Origin of the sequence: Lacrimispora sp., from assembly GCF_046972725.1 — a bacterium.
Lineage (GTDB): Bacteria > Bacillota > Clostridia > Lachnospirales > Lachnospiraceae > Lacrimispora.
The window spans coordinates 134,224-152,351 of the sequence record NZ_JBKVXF010000008.1; the positions used below are offsets into that span (position 1 = coordinate 134,224).

Sequence of the window (18,128 nt, forward strand, 5' to 3'; positions counted from 1 at the left end):
TTTGTGAATACCAAGTTTACGCCTGTCATCGCACAATTACAAGTCTTGAAAAAAAGTCATTTTTGTGGTAATATATTTCATATAAAAGGCAGGTTTTTCTGTCTTTTTTTCTTTTATTTTCCAGTTGATCTTTCATAAATAACTGCATCTACAGGCGTTTCTTCCCATATAACGGGCCTTTTCGGATTTTTTCTCCATTTGTTTCTTACCAGTATACGGAAATATTACAAAAGTATTAAATTTTATCACATTTCTTACGCATTCTTACGCATTTTTTACATGGCTTGACCTTGGACCTGCTCCATGGTTTAAAGTCACACCAACAGCGGAACACGCTGGACAAACAAAACAGGAGTTATGAAAGGAGATTGAACATGAGAAAACAGAAACTGAAATGGATTGTTCCCTGCGCAGCTGCGCTTTTTACCATAGGTGCCTCAATGACATCGTTTGCAGCTCAGGGCTGGACGGAGGAGAACAATTCCTGGGTGTATTATGACAGCAACGGAGATCAAACAACCGATTCCTGGAGAAAATCCGGAGACAATTGGTTTTACCTGGATTCCGACGGACAGATGGTGACAAGCAGTCTCATCGAATCCGACGATAATTATTACTATGTGAACTCCGTAGGTGCTATGGTCAGCAACGAATGGCGTGAGATCACAGTAGATGACAGTGATGACGAAGATGGTCAGGATACCTTCTGGTACTACTTTGGAAGCAACGGAAGAGCTTATAAGGCTGGTACTTCCGGAAAAACCTCTTTTAAATCCATCAAGATTGCAAACGGCGAGGTTCACGATTATGCATTTGATTCCGAAGGCAAAATGCTCTACGGCTGGGTAAACGAAGATGCTACCCGTGTAACCGGCGATGATGCATGGAAGGAAGGACTCTACTACTTAGGTGCTTCTACAGACGGTGCGAAAACAAGCAATGCATGGAAGTTAATCGAAGTCGTTGATGATGACAATACCAAAGACAACTTTGACGGCAGCTACTGGTTCTATTTTGGAGCCAATGGCAAGAAGCTGAAAGATACAACAAAAACAATTAACGGCCGGAAATACCGGTTTGATGAGAATGGTGCTGCTGAATCCGAATGGTACGAAAAAGCATCTGCTGCAACAGCAAGCAATCCAAACCAGTATTACAATCTTCCAGAGCAGTCCTGGCTGGCAAAAGGCTGGTTTAAGACAGTCCCAAGCGAAAACGTTGATCAGGAAGCTTATGAAAACGGCGACGAGTACTGGTTCTATGCAAATACCAGCGGAGATTTAGTGACCAGCCAGATTAAATCCATCAATGGTTTAAGATACGGATTCAATGAAAAGGGTGAGATGCTTCACGGTCTTTACAAGCTGACCTTCGATTCTGACAGAAAGATCGATTCCTATGAGGAAATTGAAACAGAGGATGAATTCCCATCTGCAGACGATACTGCTTCCGTTTACTATTTCGGAAACTCTCCAAAAGAGGGTGTTATGGCTACCGGTAAAACCACCATCGACCTTGACGGTGAGAAATACACCTATAACTTCCGTAAATCCGGAAGCAACAAGGGTGCCGGCTATAACGGTATCAATGATGACAGCATTTATATTCAGGGCCGTATGTTAAAAGCAGACAGCGATGAGAAATACAAAGTTGTTGAATTTGACGGCAAAGAATATCTGGTAGGAACCTCCGGTAAGCTTGCAAAGAACAAATCAAACATCAAAGACGGAGATGACAAATATTACAAGACAAACAGTGACGGAACCATCAAAGAGTCCGGATACGAAAAAATAAAGTAATATAAGTCTGATACACCAGCCTTAAAAACAGAAATTTAATTTACTAACAATACACATTTATACACGAACATCACAATGCAAAAATCATAATATTAACACTGCAACGTTTAATAACGCACTTACATCCTAATAAGATACAACTCAAAAAGAGCCTTAATGATTGATATATAACCATTTAAGGCTCTTTTTGGCATTGATCAGCTGTTTATTCCCACTTTTTCCCTGGCCTTCCACAACAACTTGCAGCCGTATTTCACAAGTGCTATGATAGAAGAAAAATACGGGAGGGTGAACATGAAACAGGCATACCTATTTGTTCATTTTAAAGAAAAAGAAACTCCTGATGGAGAACAGGTCTATTTTGCATTAAGCCAGGATGGATTTCATTGGGAAGAAGTAAACGGCGGCAAACCTATTTTAACCAGTACGATAGGAGAACAAGGGGTCAGGGATTTTACTATCTGCAGGACAGAAGAAGGAATTTATTACATACTTGCTACTGATTTAAGCCTTGCAAGAAATTTTAAAACCAAATATAAAGGCAGCTGGAAAGAGGTCAGCAGAAACGGAAGCAAAACACTGGTGCTCTGGCAGTCCGAAGATCTGGTTCACTTCTTAAGTCCCCGCATGATTCGTTTTGGAGACGAGCCATTCGGCTGCGTGTGGGCCCCTGATATTATAAAGGATAAGAAACAGGGAGACTATCTCATACACTGGTCCTCTTCCCATCCTTCTAACGACTATGGACCAAAAAAAATTTATTATGCCAGGACCAGAGATTTTGAACATTTTTCTAAGCCTGCCGTACTCTACGAAAAAGAAGGAAGTGACATCATTGATTCCGCCATGTATGAGGAAAACGGCCGGTATTACCTTTTTGTAAAATGTGAGCAGAACCCGGCCACCATATTGCTTTTGGAATCCGGCTCTATCACCGGACCATTTTCTCCGGTTCCGGCTTTCCTTGAAGAAATGGCCAAGCTGGAGCAAGGGCAGTACGAAGCCCCTACTGCCTTTCAGACAGAGGACGGCCGCTGGTGCCTCTTTTTGGATTATTATGGAACCGTTAAAGAAAAACAGGGATATGTACCATTTATCTCCGACCGGCTTTCCACCGGCCGTTTTGTACGCTCTGACGAAGCCTTTTCATTTCCATATGGATTTAAACACGGAACGGTACTTACTCTTACCGAAGCAGAGTATGAAAGACTGAAAAACACTGATTTTTAAAAGAAAATATTGGCATAATAATTCTGATCAAACCGTTTACAATAATAGACGTAACATTCAATGAAGGAGGGTTTATCTATGTTAGCAAACGGGATTAATGAATGTATCCAATGTTCTATCGACAACTGTGAGTATCACGCAAAAAAAGAAGACTATTGTACACTGGACAGAATTAAGGTAGGAACTCATGAAGAGAATCCAACAAAAAAAGAGTGTACCGACTGCGAGTCTTTCAAGAACCAGGCATAAGCAGCCAAATCTAATTTCCTCCTAAAATACTGCGCAGATTTTTCTGCGCAGTATTTTAATTAAGAAGAGGGTGTTCCTGCCGTCAACAGAAACACCCTCTAACATTCATTTACTCATAAAGCGGATATTTGTCACAGATCTTTGTAACTTCGCTTCTAATATAATCTGCTTGATTCTCAAAGTCTGTAGCAGCCAGCCAGATGCACTCTGCAATCTTTTCCATATCGTCTTCCTTTAACCCTCTGGAAGTGATCGCCGGAGTTCCTATACGGACACCAGAGGTCACAAACGGGCTTCTTGGATCGTTAGGCACTGCATTCTTATTTAAGGTCAGATAAACCTCATCACAGCGGTTCTGAAGTTCTTTGCCGGTAACTTCCATTCCTCTTAAATCAATTAACATCAGATGGTTGTCAGTTCCGCCTGTTAAAATATCAAATCCCTGCTTCACAAGTGCAGCAGCAAGCGCTTTTGCATTCTTTACTACCTGTTCCTGATAAGTTTTAAATTCAGGCTTTAATGCCTCACCAAGGCAAACTGCCTTGCCTGCGATAATATGCTCCAGAGGACCGCCCTGGGTTCCCGGGAAAATGGCTTTATTAAAGTTGAATTTGTCAGCGGCCTCCTTGTTTGCAAGGATCATTCCGCCTCTCGGTCCGCGGAGAGTCTTGTGGGTAGTCGTTGTCACTACATCCGCATATGGAATCGGGCTTTCATGAAGTCCTGCTGCAACCAGACCTGCAATGTGAGCCATATCTACCATTAAGTACGCATTTACTTTGTCTGCCACCTCACGGAATCTTTTAAAATCAATGGCCCTTGCATATGCGCTTGCGCCAGCCACAATCAGTTTTGGCTTATGCTCAATTGCAAGACGCTCCATCTCATCATAATCCAGAATTCCTTCGTCATTCACTCCATAAGGCACAATATTAAAATACAAACCGGAAAAGTTTACAGGGCTTCCATGAGTCAAATGTCCGCCATGATTCAAATTCATACCCATAACGGTATCCCCTGGCTGTAGCATGGCAAGGAAAACCGCCATATTGGCCTGTGCACCGGAATGGGGCTGAACGTTGGCATAATCACAGCCGAACAGTTTTTTTGCACGTTCAATCGCGATGGTTTCTACAACATCCACTTCTTCACAGCCGCCATAATAACGCTTTCCAGGATAACCTTCTGCATATTTATTCGTAAGTACTGTACCCATTGCCATCATTACCGGCTCCGATACAATATTCTCTGATGCGATCAGTTCAAGATTTCTTCTCTGGCGTCCACACTCTTTTTCAATTGCTTCTCCGACTTCCTTATCATAGCCGGTAATAAACTTCATTACTTCATTTACCATGTCCATTCCCTCACTTTTCCTCATGAAAACTGCGACTTTTGTATTTTGGTCGATTATATAGCGTCTTTTTTAATATGTCAAGGCTTTCTGTCATTCCTTTGATATCTTATAATTTTTTATTATGATCTGCAAAGACTTATTCCCATTATATTCGTTGACCGCAGGATAATAAATCACATCAAGCGTCCGGCTGCTTCCCAATTCCTCCATAAAGGCATCTCCGTCTGTAAAAAGCAAGGCATCCATGGGCATGCCTTTTTCTGTGGCAAGGGAGAACTTTACCGCATTCCTGTTCTTACCAAGCACCCTGACACTCCGTATGGATAAATTCTTCTGTGCAAACAACGGTTTTTCATTCCCCTGTCCAAAAGGTTCCAGTAAATTCAGTTCTTCGATTAACGGCTCACTTATGTATTCCAGAGGCATGGGAACATCGATCCATACGTTGCGGATGAAATCCTCTTCTCCAAGTGCTGCCTGTTCATTCAGGCATCTGCGGAATTCTTCCACATTCTCTTTTTTCAGGGACAAGCCTGCTGCCATCGGGTGCCCTCCGAATTTTAACAGCAGATCCTTTACCCCAACTAATGCATCAAACATATGATAGCTCTCAATGGAACGGCCCGAACCTTTCACATTCTCCTCCCCATCGGTCAATACAAATGCCGGCTTCTGATAATGTTCCCTAAGTCTTCCTGCAATGATTCCAGCCAGGGATTCATGACAATCCGGCAAATATACCACCAGCACCTTGTCTTCCCTATAAAGCTTATCTACCTGTTCAACCGCTTCTTCCGTTCCCTGTTTTGTCATGGTCTTGCGCTGGTCATTGAGTTCCTTTAGTTCCAGTGCCATACGGTCCGCTTCTTCCTCATCCCTGCTAAGAAGCAGGGAAAGGGCCAATTTGGCTGTCTGAAGGCGCCCTCCCGCATTTAAGCATGGACCGATTACAAATCCAATCTGGTAAGCAGTGATCTCATCTTTATCCAGATTATTTTTTTCAATGAGCTTTCGGAGGCCAAGGCTTTTGGTCTTTCCAATCCTCTTTAATCCTTCTTTTACGATGATCCGGTTCTCATCCTGCAGCTTCATCACATCACCCACCGTCGCAATGGCTGCAAATTCAAGCATTTCAAGCCATTTATCTTTTGGGACGGAACAGGCTTCGTAAAGTGCCTCTACCAGCTTATAAGCCACCAGACCGCCGCAGATCTCCGGATAAGGATAGGAGCACTCCGTTTGCTTTGGATTGATTATGGCATCTGCCGGAGGAAGTATTTCCTCTCCGTTCTCCTTCATAATATCATGATGATCTGTTACCAGCACCGTAAGCCCCAGTTCTTTTGCCAGCCGGATCTGAGCCGTGGCAGCAATTCCATTGTCACAGGTCAATATGGTATCAATGCCATCTGCTGACGCTGCCCGGATTATGGATTCGTTGATTCCATACCCATCCTTTATGCGGTCCGGAATCTCATAATCTGCAACAGCACCCACTTCCTGCAGTGCCCGGTATAAAAGATAGGTGGAACATACCCCGTCAATATCATAGTCCCCTACGATTCTTATGGGCTTTGACTGCCTGATCTTTTCTATAAGAATCCCGACCGCCGCGTCCATATCTTTCAACAGGTGGGGACTGTATAGATCCTCTAAGCCTCCATGAAGATATTTTTCCACAGAATCATGTCCTATAACATCCCGGTTGCGAATGATCCTTGCCGTAACCGGTGATATGTGATGACATCTGGCTATTTCTTCAAAATCAGCACGTTTCGTCTGTAGCATCCATCTTTCTGCTGCCATGTTTCTTTCTCTCCCTGTCAGCCGGTCTGCACCGGCCTTTCCTTATCTGTCTTGTTGATGCTCTGGGATTCAGTAAATCAAATCCAGTTTCTCTGCCCAGAGTTTCAGCGCTTTTTTTCTTTCCATGTAATCCGGCATCACACTTCCAACCACATTCCAGAATTGTCTGGAATGGTTCATATGCATCCGGTGGGCCAGTTCATGAACCACTACGTAATCTGCAAGGTCTGCCGGAAGCAGCACGAGCCGCCAGTTAAAATTCAGATTTCCCCTGGTGCTGCAGCTTCCCCAGCGGGTCGCCTGGTCCCTGATGGAAATCCTTTCATACGTTACCTTCATGCGTGATGCCCACCAGGCAGTCTTTTCTTCCACATAGACTCTCGCCTTTTTACGGTACCAGAGTTTCATGGCTTTTTTTACTTCTGACTCCCGTTCCTGCTCCATTTTTTCATGAAATGGTCCTGTCACAGTGATTTCTTCTCTGGATTCTGCAATGGAATATCCCTTTTTCCCAGAATCGGTTCTTACAAGCAGGCTCATACTCTTTCCATAAAGAAAGACAGTCCCCCCATCGCTCCAATGAAACCCTTGTTTTTCTCTAAGCCTTGACTGTATGATGCATAATTGCCTGTAAATCCAGTCTCTATTTGCCAGAGCAAATTTATGCCCTTCTTCCATCAATACGCAGTAAGGCAGCTTTACCAGAACCTGCCCCTCTTTTGTGACCTGAATTGCCATTGTACTCCGCCTGGAAACCTTGATCTCGTAACTGCAGCTGCTTCCATCGGAAAAAGCAATACTTCCTGATTCCATATTTTTACACCACAACCTTAATCTGACCTTATGTAAGCCAACTCCTGCTCAAATATCCTACTGCAATAAGCAACTTATTGCGTTTTTTTAAGCGTTTTTTATGCTGCTCAAAAATCCAATACTTGCCTTAAGTATTATATCACATATTTTTTTACCGTCAAATTACGCAGCCGCCGCCCTGATTCCCATTCTCCTGTTGTCTCCGCTATCAGGTATATGCTATAATTACTTAAAAATTTAATTACTCCGGAGGAATGACCCATGTATCAGTTTTATTTACTGGATATTGATAACACACTGCTTAACTTTGATACTGCAGAAATCCACAGCTTTCAAAAATTGCTGGATTCCTATCACATAACTTATGAGGATGAGTTATTTCATCGCTATAAAAAAATCAATAAGAATCTCTGGAATCTGCTGGAACAGGGAAAAGTAGATAAAGATACCGTCCTGACCGGACGATTTAAAGAATTTTTTGCATATTGTGGGCTTGACATTGATCCTGCGGAAGCGGAAAACCGGTACCGGAGTAACCTTAACGAATCCTGCGATTTGATGCCCCATGCAGAAGATACGCTTTTCCGTCTGAAATCGGAAGGGAAGAAATTATACTCTGCCTCGAACGGAGTATACATAACCCAGATCAAGCGATTGGAAGCTGCAGGACTTTTTCAGTACTTTGACGGAATGTTTATTTCAGAAGAAATCGGTTATGAAAAACCCCATAAAAGCTTTTTTGACCACTGCTTTGAAAATATCAGGAATTTTGACAAATCAAAAGCCATTATGGTAGGCGACAGTCTGACATCAGACATCGAGGGTGCTTATAATTCCGGCATAGACTCCTGTCTGTACACGCCAAAAGGCAGCACCGTTTCCTCCAAAGCCACTCATACCATCTGTGATTTGAGAGAACTCTTATCCTTATAAGCAGACTGCTGCCGTTCACTCCTTTATTATTTATAAAATTTCCCTTCCAATGCCAGATACTGGTCTAAAATCATCCGGCTTACCCTTGCACCAAACACAGCCGCCGGATGTCCCGGATAGTACATGGCATCGGAAAAATCTTTATGGAACATCACGATCACATAAGGTCCGTATGGAGTAAATACGACTCCCCCGTCATTTCTGCACCCGTCCATACTTCCGCTTTTGGAGGCCACAGAAATCAGAACATCATCCGTATTGTCACTGTCCATAAAATACGGCGGAAAATCCTTTGTGATCATGCTGTTATAATGCTGTTTCTTAAAAATATCAAGCATCTGCCGGTCTGCCTCAGGACTTATAAGCTCTCCCTTTGCCAGCCGGATAAAAATGCCTGCGTAGTCTCTCGGTGTACTGGTCCCCAGCCTGCGGTACTGATTAAAATGAATGGGGTTATAAAGGACCGTATCCTTGCAGCCAAGCCCCTTGATGCAGCGGTTGATGGTATCAAGCCCCAGATAATCAATCAGCATGTTGGTGGCAATATTATCACTGACAATGATCATAAAAACAGCCGCATCCCGGACCCGAAGCATTGCCCCCGGCTCTAAAGCCTCAAGCACACCGCTTCCTTCCACTGCATGTTCTGCTTTGTATTCCACCATATCCTCCAGGGAAGCATTGTTCTTCTCCACTTCATCAAACAAACAAGCCAGTATTAAGGTTTTGATTGCACTGGCCGTTTCAAACGTTTCATCTGCCCGGACTGCTATGACATTTCCATGAAAATCATCCAGATAGATTCCCATCTTCCCATCGTAGCTTTTGATCTCCGCTTCAATCCGTTTCTCTAAAGTAAGCCTGGAATCCATAATCTCCTCCGTTTCAATAATTTCTGTCAAAATATACTTCCTGACGCATACCAGCTATCCTTTAAATCAGCCCTATAATCCCAGGCTTCCGGATTCAGGCTATTGATTCTCACACCACTGCTCCCCGCTTTTCCTGTGGCATGAATATAAGCGCCATTTCCCAGATACATGGCAATGTGGCCGGGAAAGTACATCAAATCTCCCGGCAGCATCGCCTCTTTATTAATTTCATGGACCGGAAAGCCTGGTTCTATTTTCGCATCCCGGTAAATAATGATTCCATTTAGCAGGTAGCTTTCCGATGTAAGGCCTGAGCAATCGATTCCATCTGTAGATTTTCCTCCCCACCGGTACTGGGTCCCAAGATACCCCATAGCCGTTTCCGTCACTTCATCACGAAATTGAGTCTCATCCACAATTTCCCGCTGGGGCATATTCCCCGTCCACAGCCCTTTCTGGGAAAATTTCTTTTCCCTCAGATACTGATTTCTCACATACCCGGTCTGCCCGGAAAGAAGCCCGACCCTGGCCCAGCCTTCCCTTTCAGAATCCATATCAAGCACCTTTATCAAAGCACCTTTGGGAAGACTGAGCAAACGCTTTCCCTGAACCTTTGGAAGAGCCAGAATATCTGTATATCTTCCGTCCATGACCATGAGCCTGCCCTCTTCAAACGCCTGTAATTTTTTCAGATCCCAAAGCTTTAAATCTTCCTTTTTTACATAGCCGGGATAATCATAAAATGTCCTGACAGGATAAAATCCATGTACCAGATCTCCTGTAATTTTCAGACCTGTTCCGTAAAGTGCCTCATCTGCAATGGCAGATACCGTTTCTTCCACTCTGTTTTTTTTGGTTTCTTCCGGTCTTTCCCATATGGTGACCACCGGTTTGTGAACGATTCCGTACAGGTTCATTACTCCCTCCCACAGCCCTTTCTATCTTACATACAGTTTCTTATACTCCTCGGCTTCTTTCCTGTTGGCAAGAACAAAATGGTCCGGTCGGATCTCCTGCCAGAACGGCTTTTCTTTTGAATAATCGTGAACAGAGGGATCATAAACCAGCAGCTTTTTATGTTTTTCCCGTTTAGGGTCCGGCATGGGAATCGCCGATAACAGAGCTCTTGTATAAGGATGGAGCGCATGGGCGATTAGTTCCTCTGTCTCAGCCATTTCTACGATTTCCCCTTTTCGGATCACTGCAATCCGGTCAGTAATAAAACGCATGACCGATAAATCGTGGGCAATGAAAAGATAGGTGATCTGCCGCTTTTTCTGCATTTTGGTCAACAGATTCAAGACCTGGGCTCTCACGGAAACATCCAGTGCAGAAATCGGTTCGTCTGCAATAATAAAATCCGGATTCATAATTAAAGCCCTTGCAATGCCGATCCGCTGCCTCTGCCCTCCTGAAAATTCATGGGGAAAACGTCCGGCAAATTCCGGCAAAAGTCCTACGTCACAAAGGGCCTGCTGCACCCGCTTTTCCCTGTCCCGTTTCCTTAAACCAGGTTCCAGATTCATTAAGCCCTCACTGATGATATCATTCACCTTGGCCCTTTCATTTAAGGACGCCTGGGGATCCTGAAAGATCATCTGTATTTCCTTTATTACTTTATGATCCAACTTCCGTGAAATAACCCCATTGATCTTTTCTCCTTTATAAAAAATCTCTCCGCCTGAGGTTTTTACAATTCTCATAATCGCCCGTCCAATGGTGGTTTTTCCAGACCCAGATTCTCCTACCAGTCCAAAGGTTTCCCCTTTGTATATTTTAAAATTCACCTTATTAACCGCTTCATATTTCCTGCGGCGTTCTCCAAAGACCACAGAAAGATCTTTTACCTCCAATAATACTTCCCGTTCCATCAGAACAGACCTCCCTTTCTGATTTTCCCAACCACCGGCGGCAGAGACACCTTGGGCGCTCTGGGATCCAGCAGCCAGGTTTTCGCCTTATGCGTTGGTGATACCTCAAAGTAAGGGGGACGTTTTACAAAATCAATGTTCAGTGCCCTGGGATTGCGGGGTGCAAAGGCATCGCCCTTTATGGTGGTAAAAAGGCTGGGAGGTGTTCCCGGAATCGAAAAAAGCTCATGTCCCTTATGTCCGGCCTGAGGAAGAGAGGACAAAAGCGCCCAGGTATAAGGATGCTTTGGATCGTAAAAGATCTCCTCACTTGTGCCGATTTCCACAACATCACCTGCATACATAACCGCCACCCGGTCAGCTATATTGGCCACCACGCCCAAATCATGGGTGATCAAAATAACCGACAGCCTGTATTTATGGCGCAGTTCTTTTAAAAGCTCAAGAATCTGTGCCTGAATCGTCACATCAAGAGCTGTGGTAGGTTCATCACATATCAAAATCTGAGGATTGCAGGCAATGGCGATGGCAATCACCACACGTTGGCGCATTCCGCCTGAAAATTCATGAGGATACTGCTCAAACCTTTTTTCCGGCTCCTGAATCCCCACATCTTCTAAATATTTTACAGTCCGTTTTATGGCCTCCATCCGCCCCACCTTCTGGTGAAGCAGTACTGCTTCCATGATCTGGCTTCCAATGGTGCGCAGAGGATTTAAACTGGTCATAGGGTCCTGCATGATCATGGCAATCTCATGCCCCCTGATTTTCCTCCAGTCCCTTTCCCGGTTCATGGCAGTGAGTTCCAGCTCCCTCTCACCGTCAGCCCCATAATAAAAAACACTTCCTCCGGTCACCCGTCCATTTTTCTCCAGCAGTCCCATAAAGGATTTGGTAAATACCGATTTTCCGCTTCCGGACTCTCCCACGATTGCCAGCACTTCCCCCTTATACAGATCCAGTGAGATTCCCCGTACCGCATGGAGAACTTTCCCTCTTAAATCAAAGCAGATATCCAGATCCTTAACTTCTAAAATTTTTTCACGGTCCATACCTTACCTCCTTATACGTGATTTTTCGGATCAGCCGCATCAGAAAAGGCATTGCCGATGATATAAAATGCTATCGTTACAAAAGAAAGAATGATGGTAGGATAAACCAGCTGATACCGCAAAGCCGCACTGGTAATCAGTGCCCGTCCTTCATTGATCAGATTTCCCAGACTTGGAATATTCACAGGAAGTCCCAACCCGATATAGGTAATGAAGACTTCATTTCCAATGGCTGCCGGAATGGTGAGCGCCATACGAAGCATGATGACCGATACCAGATAAGGAAGCAGGTTCTTTCTGATGATCCGGCTGACCGGCGTACCAAGACACCGGCTGGCAACATTATAATCCCTGTCCCTGATCATCAATATCTGATTTCTTATAAACCTGGCCATCTGAATCCATCCAGTCAGGCACATGGCAAAAACCAGTGTCTTAACACCTGGCTTTAAGATGTAGGAGATCAATATAAGTATTATGGTATTCGGAATGTTATCAATAATATTATAAAGCTCGGTAAGCATAACATCCGCTTTTCTCACGTAGCCCCAGATAACACCTATAGTAATACCGATAAGCGCTTCTGCCAAAGCTACAGAAAGCCCGATCAAAAGAGACGTTCTGGTTCCCGCCCAGATTCTTGCCCATAAATCCTGCCCGATGGAATTCGTCCCCAGCAAAAACTCATCTCCAGGCGGAACATTCCGGTACTGCATTCCGCTGCTGTCATTGATGATCTGGTTGGGATCATACTGCCCCGGCAGATAGGGCTGGACAAATGTGAAAAGCAGCAAAAGAAAGAGCAAAACCAAAAGCACCACTGCTCCCCGGTTCTTTAAAAAGGCCTGCACCGTACTATTCCAATAAGAATAATTGCTGTACCCTGCTTTCTCCGCTTCCCCCTCTTTAAATTCTGCAAAGGAAAACAGATCGGATTCTTCCATATGATCCATGATCTGTGCTTCCTTTGTATGGCGGTAAGAAAACTGCTTCATCATCTGTCACCTTCTTTCCTTCCCAAACTGATTCTGGGATCCAGAATGACCATCAAAAGATCCCCAAACAGCAGTCCTAACACTCCCACACAGGCATAGAGCAGCACGATCCCCTGAACCATGGCATTATCATGCTTTTTAATTACCGTAACAAGAAGTCCCCCCATTCCCGGAATGCTGTAAAGAGACTCAATATAAATGGAACCAATGACTGTATTTAAAAATGCAGTGGGTATGTATTGGACCAGAGGAACAAATGCATTCCGAAAAATATGTTTAAACATGATTCCTCCCTCCGACATCCCCTTTGCTTTCGCCAGCTTTACATAATCACGATTCATCTCATCCACCATATAGCGTCTCAGCCACATGCCATAGAATGCAATATTACCAAGTGACATGGAGATAACCGGAAGAATCCAGTATTCAGGTTCATCCATTTGAAACAAAAGCCCTACATTTAGTATACCGGTTCCATAAAGCTGGATATAAAGAAAGTAAACAGCAGCCGGAACCGCCTGGATGCAGACAATAAAAAGCGTCCCGATCCGGTCGATGAAACGGTACTGGTATCTTGCCATCAGGGCTCCCAGAGGAAGCCCCACAAGGAGGGAAACAATCATGGACCAAACCCCAAGCTTTATGGAAACCGGTAACTTATCTGCTAAAATATCAGTGACAGGAACGTTGGCACGGTAAATTCTTGATACGCCCAGATCTCCATGCAAAAGATCATTGAAAAAATGCAGAATCTGTATCGGAAGAGGATCTGTAAGTCCCATTTCCTTTAACCCCACCTGTATCTGCTGGGGAGTCATTTTATCAAAATTCTGGAAATATCCCTCAATTGGCATAAATCGAAGCAGGCAGAACACCACCGTTAAAATAATTGCCAGCGTAAGAAAGGAACGTGCAATTCTTTTACCTAAATACTTTACCATCAGCTTCCTGTCTCCTTTGTTATGAAATAAAAGTCACTTTCTACTATTTATTTGCTTCCCGGTTTGCCTTATACTCATCCATGGAAACATAATGATCCAGGAGATGCTGCCCCTTATACCGCAGGTTTGACACTCCAAACGGCGCATACTGCCCTTCAAACACATTCAGCTTGATTGCCAGATATTTACTGACTGAAATGCTGTAAGGCAGAACAAATGCATGATGAATAAGGCTGGCCTCCGCCTTTGCAAATGCCTCATAACGGGCATTCATATCCACCTTGATTTCTTTTGCTGCATCCACCAGGTCAAAATACTCCTTTGCCGCATCTGCAGAAGGGGTCCCCTCTTCAATGGCTTTTGCGATATTTCCATATTTATATCCCGGAGCATATCCGCTTTCTCCTTTCTCCTGGTAAAATGGATCTGTCCAGGTTTCCGGATCCGCATAATCAGCCCCCCAGTTGCATTTCATCAGTGCAAACTTTCCGTTTCTGCGTACTTCTGTTAAAAAACCATCGGCCGGACCTGCTTCTACAACAATTTCAATAAAATCGCTGCCAAGAAGACTTTCCATCTGCTGTTTCACCACCTGGCATTCCTTATCCCAGTTAATCTCAGAAGGATTGTATGGCATTAAAACCTTCACAGGGAACGTCACTCCGCCTGCCGCCAGTTCCTGCTTCGCCAGATCCCGGTATTCCTTTGCCTTAGCCTCATCAAATGTATTCCCCAAAGCTGCCATATCGCCAACGGTCGTATAATCCGCCCCATCTGCATTAAACGTAAAATCCGGCGGTGTAATGGATTGAATCACAAAATCCTCCGGATTGGAAGGTTCCATGACAGCCACCTGCTTTGTCTTATTTAAGCCGTGAAATAACGCCTTGCGGAAATTTTCATTATTCACAGCCTTTTTCCAGTTTTCCGGCTCATACTGAGCATCAAACTGTGGATTGAAGTTAAAGCAATAGAAATAAGAATAGCTGGTCTTTGGTCTTTCACGGCTTACAAGATTTTTAGTATCTTCCCCATTCAGCCAGTCATCAAGAATATCTGCAGAAATTTCCGCATAATCCACCTCTCCCCGCTTCACCATCTCCGGACCAATGGTATTATATTCCGCATTGTATATCTCCTGAATTTCATCTATGTAGACAGAAGCCGCATCATAATTGGACGGATTCTTTTTTAACACATGCTTCTCCTGAGGAGAAAATTCCTCCAGATAGTACGCACCGTTATAATACATCTTATCCGCTCCAGTACCAAAATCCTTACCAAGCTCCTCAAGCTGGGGCCCGTACGCAGGCATATAAACAATATAAGCCAGGGAAGAAAGAAAATAAGGAACTTCCTTTTCCAGTGTATAGGTAAGCGTATGTTCATCCACCGCCTTTATCCCTACTTCTGAAAAGCCCATGGCATTCCAAACCGTTCCGTCCTGATCTGCTCCTCCGTTGTAAACAAGACCGTTGTAATAACTTTCCGCATTTGCAATAATACCAAAAAGATTCTGTACATTTGCACTTTCATTTTCCGGAGACAACTGATACTTCATAGCATCAACAAAATCCTGAGCCGTAACATCCGCTACTTCTGCCCCGGTATTATCCACCCATTTGGCTTCTCTCAGCTTAAAAGTCCAGGTCAGGGTTCCATCGTCATAAGTCCACTCTGTAGCCAAGCCTGGCTTAATCTGCCCCTTTCTGTCATATTCCACCAGTGTATCCACACAGTTTGCACCGATCTTATAATCACCTTCCGAAGAGGACACCAGATAATTCAAAGTCGAAGCCTCAGCTCCATACAATTTCGTATACACCGCAGGCCCTTCACTTTCCGCCCCACTGGAGCCATTTTCTTCCGTTTTGGCCCCGTTATCTCCTGCTCTTTTTGAACCGCATCCACTAAATACAATAGAAATTCCCAAACCTGCGCATAACATAGCCGCCGCTAATCTGCCTTTTTTCATCTCTTTTCCTCCATTTTATTTGGTAGTGTCAAGTTTTATATCTTTCATCAGCTTCTCTTTGAGTCCTCTTAATAAACAGTTACTTTACTTCCAAATCCCTGTCCGATGGAAATGGAATGCCCGTTAATTTCATTTATTCAGTGATTTGCACAGCATCAGTAGCATGGTTCAAAATGAAAAGAGAACGGATTCTATTATACGCAACTTTACACTATCATCATTTTTCTAACATGGCTATCCTGAAATAAAATCATCCATATATAATTATCCTATTAAAATACACACTCAACCATTAACCTCCTGGTATAACTCCAAAGAAATATCCGCCATTACCCGGTCAAACCGGGGAGTGTCCGTCTCATTGCCGCAAAAACATACAATAAAGGGCTCCTTTCCATAAATAATTCCCACATCATGACTGATTCCCCTGTCTTCTCCTGTCTTATGTGCGATTTCGGGTCCATCGGGAATTGCCTTTAAATAAAAAGGGATTTTGCTTTCCAGCTGTTGATTTTTCATAATCGATATCATTTTTTCACTGGCCCTCCCGCTGATCAAACTTCCCTTATACATCATTTTCAAAAGTCTCCCCACTTCACCTGCCGTAATATAGTTCTGAATCCCCCTGTTGGATTTCTCCAGGTCAAACATTTTACGCTGTAAAATTGTCTTTTCAAATCCCAGTCTTTGAATCGTCTTGTTGATCTCTTCTATCCCAAGAATATCAATCAAAACATTGGTCGCGGTATTGTCACTAAAAATGATCATTAAGGTCAAAAGATCCATTACTGTTACCAGTATCCCGTCATGAAGATAAGTAAGAGCACCACAGGAGGGAACACAGTCTTCCCGTTTGACAGAAATTACTGTTTGTTCGCTAAAACTTTTCTTATAACTATTTTCTTTACAAATATCTTCCCTCTCCAACCTGTCAAATATTGCCGTCATGATAAACAGTTTAATCACGCTGGCCGCCATCAAAGGCTCCTCTTCCTTATATCCGATCACATCCCCCGTTTCTAAATTCTCATAGTAAAAGCTTATATGTCCAGTGAGCTGTTCCAGTCTTTTTAAAATTTCACTCTCCACGGTTAAGCCCTCCCCTCCAATCAATCCTATTTTCAAAACCTGAGATTAAAAAAAAGAGGCACTGGACCTATTGTCTGCAGCTACCTCATCGTGTCTGAATTTTGAAATATTTTAATCTAAGTCTAGTATAATAAAATTCGGGAAAAAATCAAGCCAAATTTCACACATATCCTATTTTTCAACAAAAAATTCAATTTATTGTTAAAATAAAATGATATTCTATATTTATTATTTTATATTACAATTCCACACCTAATATTCTTAATTAAAAAATGAGCATAAAAAAAGAACAGCTTTCATAAAAATCAAAAAAACTGTTCTTTTTATGCGTCGGACAAGATTCGAACTCGCGACCTTCTGGTCCGTAGCCAGACGCTCTATCCAGCTGAGCTACCAACGCAGTTATGATACACCAGTTACTATACACCCAATTGACTTATTTGTAAAGTAGTGATTTGCCTTTCAAACGATTTATAAAGAAGTGATCTATCTTAAACCATCTTACTCAAAAGGTTTGTCCTTTTCTTAAAAAGTATTGCTTGCGCACCATATCTTAATAGTCATAGAAACATTAGTTCCTGTAAGTATTACTTAATCACATTAAATACCATCAGTGAACAATCTGAAATAAGATCTTCACTCAAACAATTATATAACCGTAATAAAAATCACAAATAACACGAAAAAAGCACCCTGCAACAGGATGCTTTTATTTCGTGAACCAACGAAATGCTGGTTCCTTGTACGTGCGTGAGAAGATTCGAACTCCCGACACCTTGGTCCGTAGCCAAGTGCTCTATCCAGCTGAGCTACACACACATATTCATTTATTTGCCTCATCAGGCAAATGCCGGCGACCGGAATCGAACCGGTACGGGAGGTAAGTCCCGCAGGATTTTAAGTCCTGTGCGTCTGCCAGTTCCGCCACGCCGGCATTCTCATGATTGCTCATGGAAATGGGACCTATAGGGCTCGAACCTATGACCCTCTGCTTGTAAGGCAGATGCTCTCCCAGCTGAGCTAAGATCCCATAATTGTTGTAGTAAGCGACTAACTTACCAGCTGGTAAACAAACCTGTACCTATGTACAGAACGACCCGGATGGGATTCGAACCCACGACCTCCGCCGTGACAGGGCGGCGCTCT

At 43.5% G+C, this 18,128-nt stretch carries 15 protein-coding genes and 4 tRNA genes; 4 read left to right on the plus strand and 15 right to left on the minus strand.

Features of this window, described 5'->3' with window-relative positions; genetic code table 11:
* Positions 1–374 precede the first annotated feature (374 nt).
* The 3 genes from ACLTWA_RS19605 (at position 375) to ACLTWA_RS19615 (ending at position 3,278) form a co-directional block, all read left to right on the plus strand.
* On the plus strand, positions 375–1,799 hold the full coding sequence (locus ACLTWA_RS19605; RefSeq protein WP_412329598.1) for a cell wall-binding protein: 1,425 nt from the start codon (positions 375–377) through the stop codon (positions 1,797–1,799).
* Positions 1,800–2,093: 294 nt separating this feature from the next.
* Positions 2,094–3,029, plus strand: coding sequence for a glycoside hydrolase family 43 protein (locus ACLTWA_RS19610; RefSeq protein WP_412329599.1), 936 nt, complete (start codon positions 2,094–2,096; stop codon positions 3,027–3,029).
* Between the two features lie 78 nt (positions 3,030–3,107).
* A complete protein-coding gene (locus ACLTWA_RS19615; protein ID WP_412329600.1) occupies positions 3,108–3,278 on the plus strand; it encodes a DUF1540 domain-containing protein in 171 nt (56 codons plus the stop codon).
* 109 nt (positions 3,279–3,387) lie between these two features.
* On the opposite strand, the gene glyA is transcribed toward ACLTWA_RS19615, so the two are convergent.
* The 3 genes from glyA to ACLTWA_RS19630 all read right to left on the minus strand — a co-directional run bounded on the left by glyA (position 3,388) and on the right by ACLTWA_RS19630 (position 7,254).
* Entirely contained in the window at positions 3,388–4,635 is a 1,248-nt protein-coding gene (gene glyA / locus ACLTWA_RS19620) for a serine hydroxymethyltransferase (protein WP_412329601.1), read from the minus strand.
* A gap of 90 nt (positions 4,636–4,725) precedes the next feature.
* On the minus strand, positions 4,726–6,441 hold the full coding sequence (recJ, locus tag ACLTWA_RS19625; RefSeq protein WP_412329602.1) for a single-stranded-DNA-specific exonuclease RecJ: 1,716 nt from the start codon (positions 6,439–6,441) through the stop codon (positions 4,726–4,728).
* Between the two features lie 69 nt (positions 6,442–6,510).
* Positions 6,511–7,254, minus strand: a complete 744-nt coding sequence (locus ACLTWA_RS19630) for a M48 family metallopeptidase (protein ID WP_412329603.1) — start codon at positions 7,252–7,254, stop codon at positions 6,511–6,513.
* 261 nt (positions 7,255–7,515) lie between these two features.
* On the opposite strand from ACLTWA_RS19630, the gene ACLTWA_RS19635 reads away from it, so the two are divergent.
* The gene (locus ACLTWA_RS19635) at positions 7,516–8,187 is read left to right on the plus strand and encodes a YjjG family noncanonical pyrimidine nucleotidase (protein ID WP_412329604.1); all 672 of its coding nucleotides are present in this window, start codon (positions 7,516–7,518) and stop codon (positions 8,185–8,187) included.
* A 26-nt stretch (positions 8,188–8,213) separates the two neighbouring features.
* Here the strand turns inward: ACLTWA_RS19635 and ACLTWA_RS19640 are convergent, their stop codons facing one another.
* The 12 genes from ACLTWA_RS19640 to ACLTWA_RS19695 form a co-directional block, all read right to left on the minus strand.
* Positions 8,214–9,089 (minus strand): serine hydrolase, encoded by an 876-nt coding sequence (locus ACLTWA_RS19640; protein ID WP_412329605.1) that lies wholly within the window; start codon positions 9,087–9,089, stop codon positions 8,214–8,216.
* Complete coding sequence (locus ACLTWA_RS19645) at positions 9,086–9,976, minus strand: C40 family peptidase (protein WP_412329606.1); 891 nt, start codon at positions 9,974–9,976, stop codon at positions 9,086–9,088. Before ACLTWA_RS19645 ends, ACLTWA_RS19640 begins: the two co-directional genes overlap by 4 nt.
* A gap of 21 nt (positions 9,977–9,997) precedes the next feature.
* On the minus strand, positions 9,998–10,930 hold the full coding sequence (locus ACLTWA_RS19650) for an ATP-binding cassette domain-containing protein (protein ID WP_412329607.1): 933 nt from the start codon (positions 10,928–10,930) through the stop codon (positions 9,998–10,000).
* Entirely contained in the window at positions 10,930–11,982 is a 1,053-nt protein-coding gene (locus ACLTWA_RS19655; RefSeq protein WP_412329608.1) for an ABC transporter ATP-binding protein, read from the minus strand. The genes ACLTWA_RS19650 and ACLTWA_RS19655 overlap by 1 nt, the downstream gene beginning before the upstream one ends.
* Positions 11,983–11,993: 11 nt before the next feature.
* The gene (locus tag ACLTWA_RS19660; RefSeq protein ID WP_412329609.1) at positions 11,994–12,980 is read right to left on the minus strand and encodes an ABC transporter permease; all 987 of its coding nucleotides are present in this window, start codon (positions 12,978–12,980) and stop codon (positions 11,994–11,996) included.
* Positions 12,977–13,918, minus strand: coding sequence for an ABC transporter permease (locus ACLTWA_RS19665; protein ID WP_412329610.1), 942 nt, complete (start codon positions 13,916–13,918; stop codon positions 12,977–12,979). The genes ACLTWA_RS19660 and ACLTWA_RS19665 overlap by 4 nt, the downstream gene beginning before the upstream one ends.
* A 43-nt stretch (positions 13,919–13,961) precedes the next feature.
* Positions 13,962–15,893: a peptide ABC transporter substrate-binding protein gene (locus ACLTWA_RS19670; RefSeq protein ID WP_412329611.1), complete on the minus strand. Its 1,932-nt coding sequence runs from the start codon at positions 15,891–15,893 to the stop codon at positions 13,962–13,964.
* A gap of 285 nt (positions 15,894–16,178) precedes the next feature.
* Positions 16,179–16,982: a serine hydrolase gene (locus ACLTWA_RS19675; protein ID WP_412329612.1), complete on the minus strand. Its 804-nt coding sequence runs from the start codon at positions 16,980–16,982 to the stop codon at positions 16,179–16,181.
* A 326-nt stretch (positions 16,983–17,308) separates the two neighbouring features.
* Positions 17,309–17,382 (minus strand) — tRNA-Arg (locus ACLTWA_RS19680).
* Positions 17,383–17,727: 345 nt separating this feature from the next.
* Positions 17,728–17,801: transfer RNA gene (locus tag ACLTWA_RS19685), tRNA-Arg, on the minus strand.
* A 29-nt stretch (positions 17,802–17,830) separates the two neighbouring features.
* Positions 17,831–17,916: transfer RNA gene (locus ACLTWA_RS19690), tRNA-Leu, on the minus strand.
* A gap of 23 nt (positions 17,917–17,939) precedes the next feature.
* Positions 17,940–18,012, minus strand: a tRNA-Val gene (locus tag ACLTWA_RS19695).
* Positions 18,013–18,128: the final 116 nt, after the last annotated feature.

Coding starts and splice junctions, on each gene's coding strand:
- ACLTWA_RS19605 (WP_412329598.1), top strand. CDS start 375: ATGAGAAAACAGAAACTGAAATGGATTGTTCCCTGCGCAGCTGCGCTT.
- ACLTWA_RS19610 (WP_412329599.1), top strand. CDS start 2,094: ATGAAACAGGCATACCTATTTGTTCATTTTAAAGAAAAAGAAACTCCT.
- ACLTWA_RS19615 (WP_412329600.1), top strand. CDS start 3,108: ATGTTAGCAAACGGGATTAATGAATGTATCCAATGTTCTATCGACAAC.
- glyA (WP_412329601.1), bottom strand. CDS start 4,635: ATGGTAAATGAAGTAATGAAGTTTATTACCGGCTATGATAAGGAAGTC.
- recJ (WP_412329602.1), bottom strand. CDS start 6,441: ATGGCAGCAGAAAGATGGATGCTACAGACGAAACGTGCTGATTTTGAA.
- ACLTWA_RS19630 (WP_412329603.1), bottom strand. CDS start 7,254: ATGGAATCAGGAAGTATTGCTTTTTCCGATGGAAGCAGCTGCAGTTAC.
- ACLTWA_RS19635 (WP_412329604.1), top strand. CDS start 7,516: ATGTATCAGTTTTATTTACTGGATATTGATAACACACTGCTTAACTTT.
- ACLTWA_RS19645 (WP_412329606.1), bottom strand. CDS start 9,976: ATGAACCTGTACGGAATCGTTCACAAACCGGTGGTCACCATATGGGAA.
- ACLTWA_RS19650 (WP_412329607.1), bottom strand. CDS start 10,930: ATGGAACGGGAAGTATTATTGGAGGTAAAAGATCTTTCTGTGGTCTTT.
- ACLTWA_RS19655 (WP_412329608.1), bottom strand. CDS start 11,982: ATGGACCGTGAAAAAATTTTAGAAGTTAAGGATCTGGATATCTGCTTT.
- ACLTWA_RS19660 (WP_412329609.1), bottom strand. CDS start 12,980: ATGATGAAGCAGTTTTCTTACCGCCATACAAAGGAAGCACAGATCATG.
- ACLTWA_RS19665 (WP_412329610.1), bottom strand. CDS start 13,918: ATGGTAAAGTATTTAGGTAAAAGAATTGCACGTTCCTTTCTTACGCTG.
- ACLTWA_RS19670 (WP_412329611.1), bottom strand. CDS start 15,893: ATGAAAAAAGGCAGATTAGCGGCGGCTATGTTATGCGCAGGTTTGGGA.